The organism is Arthrobacter sp. Sr24 (genome assembly GCF_054511175.1).
This window is the reverse complement of sequence record NZ_JBTNDB010000049.1, coordinates 1-5,924: the sequence shown is the minus strand read 5'-3', so window position 1 is coordinate 5,924 and position 5,924 is coordinate 1. Positions and strand designations below refer to the sequence as shown.

Sequence of the window (5,924 nt, the reverse complement as noted above, 5' to 3'; positions counted from 1 at the left end):
TGGCCACCGCGTGGGTGGCCGTTACTTGTTTGTTAATGTGGGGAGGCCCCGCACTGTGTGCGGGGCCTCTACCCTTACTGGTTGTCCGGCGGTGTCCTACTCTCCCACATCCTCACGAATGCAGTACCATCGGCGCTGTGGGTCTTAGCTTCCGGGTTCGGAATGGGACCGGGCGTTTCCCCCACGCTATGACCACCGTAACTCATTCCCCAAACCCTGCGGTTGTTATACCGTGGGTGGGTGGTTTGTTGGGTGCTCTTGGAGCAACAGTATTCTATTATACAAGATAATTCCTTGACCCTTTTACCACTATCAGTGGTGATGGGGTGTTAGTTTTATCCTGTTTTTTTGTTTTGGTTTCAACGTTTCAAACACCGTTTGGGTTTGTTGGTTGGGAACCACATAGTGAACGCGAGCATACTCGTAATATATAAGAGTGTGTGTGGTGTAAGTTATCGGCTTATTAGTACCGGTCAGCTTCACGAGTCTTTAGTCCTCGCTTCCACATCCGGCCTATCAACCCAGTGGTCTGCTGGGAGCCTCTCACACGTTTAGGTGTATGGAAATCTCATCTTGAAGCGGGCTTCCCGCTTAGATGCTTTCAGCGGTTATCCCATCCGAACGTAGCTAATCAGCGATGCACTTGGCAGTACAACTGACACACCAGAGGTTCGTCCGTCCCGGTCCTCTCGTACTAAGGACAGACCTTCTCAAATTTCCTGCGCGCGCAGCGGATAGGGACCGAACTGTCTCACGACGTTCTAAACCCAGCTCGCGTACCGCTTTAATGGGCGAACAGCCCAACCCTTGGGACCTACTCCAGCCCCAGGATGCGACGAGCCGACATCGAGGTGCCAAACCATGCCGTCGATATGGACTCTTGGGCAAGATCAGCCTGTTATCCCCGAGGTACCTTTTATCCGTTGAGCGACGGCCATTCCACAATGTGCCGCCGGATCACTAGTCCCGACTTTCGTCCCTGCTCGAGGTGTCCCTCTCACAGTCAAGCTCCCTTGTGCACTTACACTCGAAACCTGATTGCCAACCAGGCTGAGGGAACCTTTGGGCGCCTCCGTTACTTTTTAGGAGGCAACCGCCCCAGTTAAACTACCCATCAGGCACTGTCCCTGACCCGGATTACGGGCCGAAGTTAGATGTCCAAAGTGACCAGAGTGGTATTTCAACGATGACTCCATTACAACTAGCGTTGTAACTTCACAGTCTCCCACCTATCCTACACAAGCCACTCCGAACACCAATACCAAACTATAGTAAAGGTCTCGGGGTCTTTCCGTCCTGCTGCGCGTAACGAGCATCTTTACTCGTACTGCAATTTCGCCGAGTTTATGGTTGAGACAGCGGGGAAGTCGTTACTCCATTCGTGCAGGTCGGAACTTACCCGACAAGGAATTTCGCTACCTTAGGATGGTTATAGTTACCACCGCCGTTTACTGGGGCTTAAATTCTCAGCTTCGCCACACAAGTGCAGCTAACCGGTCCTCTTAACCTTCCAGCACCGGGCAGGAGTCAGTCCGTATACATCGTCTTGCGACTTCGCACGGACCTGTGTTTTTAGTAAACAGTCGCTTCCCCCTGGTCTCTGCGGCCCACACCCGCTCACGGAACGCTAGGTTCCTTCACGGGGCAGGCCCCCCTTCTCCCGAAGTTACGGGGGCATTTTGCCGAGTTCCTTAACCATAATTCTCTCGATCGCCTTAGTATTCTCTACCTGATCACCTGTGTCGGTTTGGGGTACGGGCAGTTAGAACCTCACGTCGATGCTTTTCTAGGCAGCATAGGATCACCGAATTCCCCCAAACGGGGGTCCCATCAGATCTCAGAATCGTCATCAAAGACAACACAACGGATTTGCCTATCGTGTTTCCTACATCCTTAGACCGGGACTACCATCGCCCGGCTCGGCTACCTTCCTGCGTCACACCTGTTAATACGTTTACCTCCCCACTTCAGGTCCCACGCTCCCCACACACCCTGGCCCCGAAGGACACTCAGTGATGGTTCAGATGGTTAGTATCAGTGGTTCAATATGGGCGGTTCTTCACCGGTACGGGAATATCAACCCGTTGTCCATCGACTACGCCTGTCGGCCTCGCCTTAGGTCCCGACTTACCCAGGGCAGATTAGCTTGACCCTGGAACCCTTGATCATTCGGCGGACGGGTTTCTCACCCGTCTTTCGCTACTCATGCCTGCATTCTCACTCGTGTAGGCTCCACCGCTAGTTCACACTGCGACTTCAATGCCCACACGACGCTCCCCTACCACTCCAAACCCCTGAGCCAAAGGACGAACCTACTGGCTTGGGTAATGTTTGAAATCCACAACTTCGGCGGTGTACTTGAGCCCCGCTACATTGTCGGCGCGGAATCACTTGACCAGTGAGCTATTACGCACTCTTTTAAGGATGGCTGCTTCTAAGCCAACCTCCTGGTTGTCTAAGCAATCCCACATCCTTTCCCACTTAGCACACGCTTAGGGGCCTTAGTTGGTGGTCTGGGCTGTTTCCCTCTCGACTATGAAGCTTATCCCCCACAGTCTCACTGCTACGCTCTGACTTACCGGCATTCGGAGTTTGGCTGACGTCAGTAACCTTGTAGGGCCCATTAGCCATCCAGTAGCTCTACCTCCAGTAAGAAACACGCAACGCTGCACCTAAATGCATTTCGGGGAGAACCAGCTATCACGAAGTTTGATTGGCCTTTCACCCCTACCCACAGCTCATCCCCTCCATTTTCAACTGAAGTGGGTTCGGTCCTCCACGCGCTCTTACACGCGCTTCAACCTGGCCATGGGTAGATCACTTCGCTTCGGGTCTAGATCACGCCACTAAACTCGCCCTATTCAGACTCGCTTTCGCTACGGCTTCCCCACACGGGTTAACCTCGCGACGTAACACTAACTCGCAGGCTCATTCTTCAAAAGGCACGCCATCACAAGAACAACTACCACAAGTGGCACGCTTGCTCTGACGGATTGTAAGCACACGGTTTCAGGTACTATTTCACTCCCCTCCCGGGGTACTTTTCACCTTTCCCTCACGGTACTTGTCCGCTATCGGTCATTAGGTAGTATTTAGGCTTATCAGGTGGTCCTGACAGATTCACACGGGATTTCTCGGGCCCCGTGCTACTTGGGATACTCACCAGGGAGTGCACTGCATTTCAGTTACGGGACTCTCACCCTCTACGGTCGGCCATTCAAAACCGTTCACCTATACATGCACCATTCCCCTTCCTAGTCCGGCAGAACTAGATCGGTAAGTCCCACAACCCCGCACCATGCAACGCCCGCCGGCTATCACACATGACACGGTTTAGCCTGATCCGCGTTCGCTCGCCACTACTAACGGAATCACTATTGTTTTCTCTTCCTGTGGGTACTGAGATGTTTCACTTCCCCACGTTCCCTCCACACACCCTATATATTCAGATGCGGGTCACTACCTCACCTTGCAGTGGGTAGCGGGGTTCCCCCATTCGGACACCCTCGGATCAAAGTTTGGTTATCAACTCCCCGAGGCTTATCGCAGATTCCTACGTCCTTCTTCGGCTCCTAATGCCAAGGCATTCACCGTGTGCCCTTAAAAACTTGACCACACACAAGCGGGTCAAACACAACACACCACACCCAAAAGCGGGGTGCGTCATGATTTATATCTATCTTGATTATCGAGAGAACCATGAAAACATCAACCACACCCAAAGGTGCAGCATCAGATCCAGGTTCATTCATTTTCTCAAAGAAATTGCTTTCTTATAAAAGATGCTCGCGTTCACTATGTAGTTCTCAAACAACAACCCCACCACACACCACCCAAGCCAGCACAACACACAAAAAATTGTGTGTCACACAACGACCAGAACGGTTATGTGCGGGAAACCAGGAAACCAACAACCCAACCCCACAAAGGAGGAAGGACGTTGTTATTCCAGGACCCAACAGTGTGCCAAACGTATAACAACCACTCAACCAAACAACCCTTCACGGTGTTTTCCTCGTAACCTCCACAAGGAAGGAAACGGTACTCATACCAGGTCGCCAGTTGTCGATCATCGACTATTTCATTGATATTCCACCCTTGAGCAACCTACCGAGAAACAAACGTTCTCGCTGCAGGTCTTTACTCCTCACACCACCAACAATCAACCATGCGGTCGTTATCGTGGTGTTTGGTGCTCCTTAGAAAGGAGGTGATCCAGCCGCACCTTCCGGTACGGCTACCTTGTTACGACTTAGTCCCAATCGCCAGTCCCACCTTCGACAGCTCCCTCCCCACAAGGGGGTTAGGCCACCGGCTTCGGGTGTTACCAACTTTCGTGACTTGACGGGCGGTGTGTACAAGGCCCGGGAACGTATTCACCGCAGCGTTGCTGATCTGCGATTACTAGCGACTCCGACTTCATGGGGTCGAGTTGCAGACCCCAATCCGAACTGAGACCGGCTTTTTGGGATTAGCTCCACCTCACAGTATCGCAACCCATTGTACCGGCCATTGTAGCATGCGTGAAGCCCAAGACATAAGGGGCATGATGATTTGACGTCGTCCTCACCTTCCTCCGAGTTGACCCCGGCAGTCTCCTATGAGTCCCCACCATAACGTGCTGGCAACATAGAACGAGGGTTGCGCTCGTTGCGGGACTTAACCCAACATCTCACGACACGAGCTGACGACAACCATGCACCACCTGTAAACCGACCGCAAGCGGGGCACCTGTTTCCAGGTATTTCCAGTTCATGTCAAGCCTTGGTAAGGTTCTTCGCGTTGCATCGAATTAATCCGCATGCTCCGCCGCTTGTGCGGGCCCCCGTCAATTCCTTTGAGTTTTAGCCTTGCGGCCGTACTCCCCAGGCGGGGCACTTAATGCGTTAGCTACGGCGCGGAAAACGTGGAATGTCCCCCACACCTAGTGCCCAACGTTTACGGCATGGACTACCAGGGTATCTAATCCTGTTCGCTCCCCATGCTTTCGCTCCTCAGCGTCAGTTAATGCCCAGAGACCTGCCTTCGCCATCGGTGTTCCTCCTGATATCTGCGCATTTCACCGCTACACCAGGAATTCCAGTCTCCCCTACATCACTCTAGTCTGCCCGTACCCACCGCAGATCCGGAGTTGAGCCCCGGACTTTCACGGCAGACGCGACAAACCGCCTACGAGCTCTTTACGCCCAATAATTCCGGATAACGCTTGCGCCCTACGTATTACCGCGGCTGCTGGCACGTAGTTAGCCGGCGCTTCTTCTGCAAGTACCCTCAACCAACAAAAATGCTGGCCTTGTTCCCTACTGAAAGAGGTTTACAACCCGAAGGCCGTCATCCCTCACGCGGCGTCGCTGCATCAGGCTTTCGCCCATTGTGCAATATTCCCCACTGCTGCCTCCCGTAGGAGTCTGGGCCGTGTCTCAGTCCCAGTGTGGCCGGTCACCCTCTCAGGCCGGCTACCCGTCGTCGCCTTGGTGAGCCATTACCTCACCAACAAGCTGATAGGCCGCGAGTCCATCCAAAACCAATAAATCTTTCAACAAAACCCCATGCGAGGTAAAGTCAATATCCAGTATTAGACCCCGTTTCCAAGGCTTATCCCAGAGTTAAGGGCAGGTTACTCACGTGTTACTCACCCGTTCGCCACTAATCCCCCGCAAGCGGGTTCATCGTTCGACTTGCATGTGTTAAGCACGCCGCCAGCGTTCATCCTGAGCCAGGATCAAACTCTCCGTTAATAACTAAATAAACAGACACACACAACCACACCGGAAAAAGGCGATAGCTGCATGCACTAAATTCGAAACCAGCTAAACGATCATGCATCACCACAGGGGCGGCAACACACAACCAAATAACCAATTCAATATAAATAAATTGGTATCAATAAAACTTGGCACACTATTGAGTTCTCAAACAACAAC

3 rRNA genes are annotated in these 5,924 nt (G+C 52.7%); all 3 read right to left on the bottom strand.

Going from position 1 to position 5,924, the window contains the following annotated elements:
• Positions 1-83 precede the first annotated feature (83 nt).
• Positions 84-200: ribosomal RNA gene (gene rrf, locus ACX80D_RS17620) — 5S ribosomal RNA — on the bottom strand.
• A gap of 242 nt (positions 201-442) precedes the next feature.
• A 23S ribosomal RNA gene (locus ACX80D_RS17615) occupies positions 443-3,614 on the bottom strand.
• Between the two features lie 589 nt (positions 3,615-4,203).
• Positions 4,204-5,738: ribosomal RNA gene (locus ACX80D_RS17610) — 16S ribosomal RNA — on the bottom strand.
• Together the 16S, 23S and 5S rRNA genes form the textbook arrangement of a ribosomal RNA operon.
• Positions 5,739-5,924: the final 186 nt, after the last annotated feature.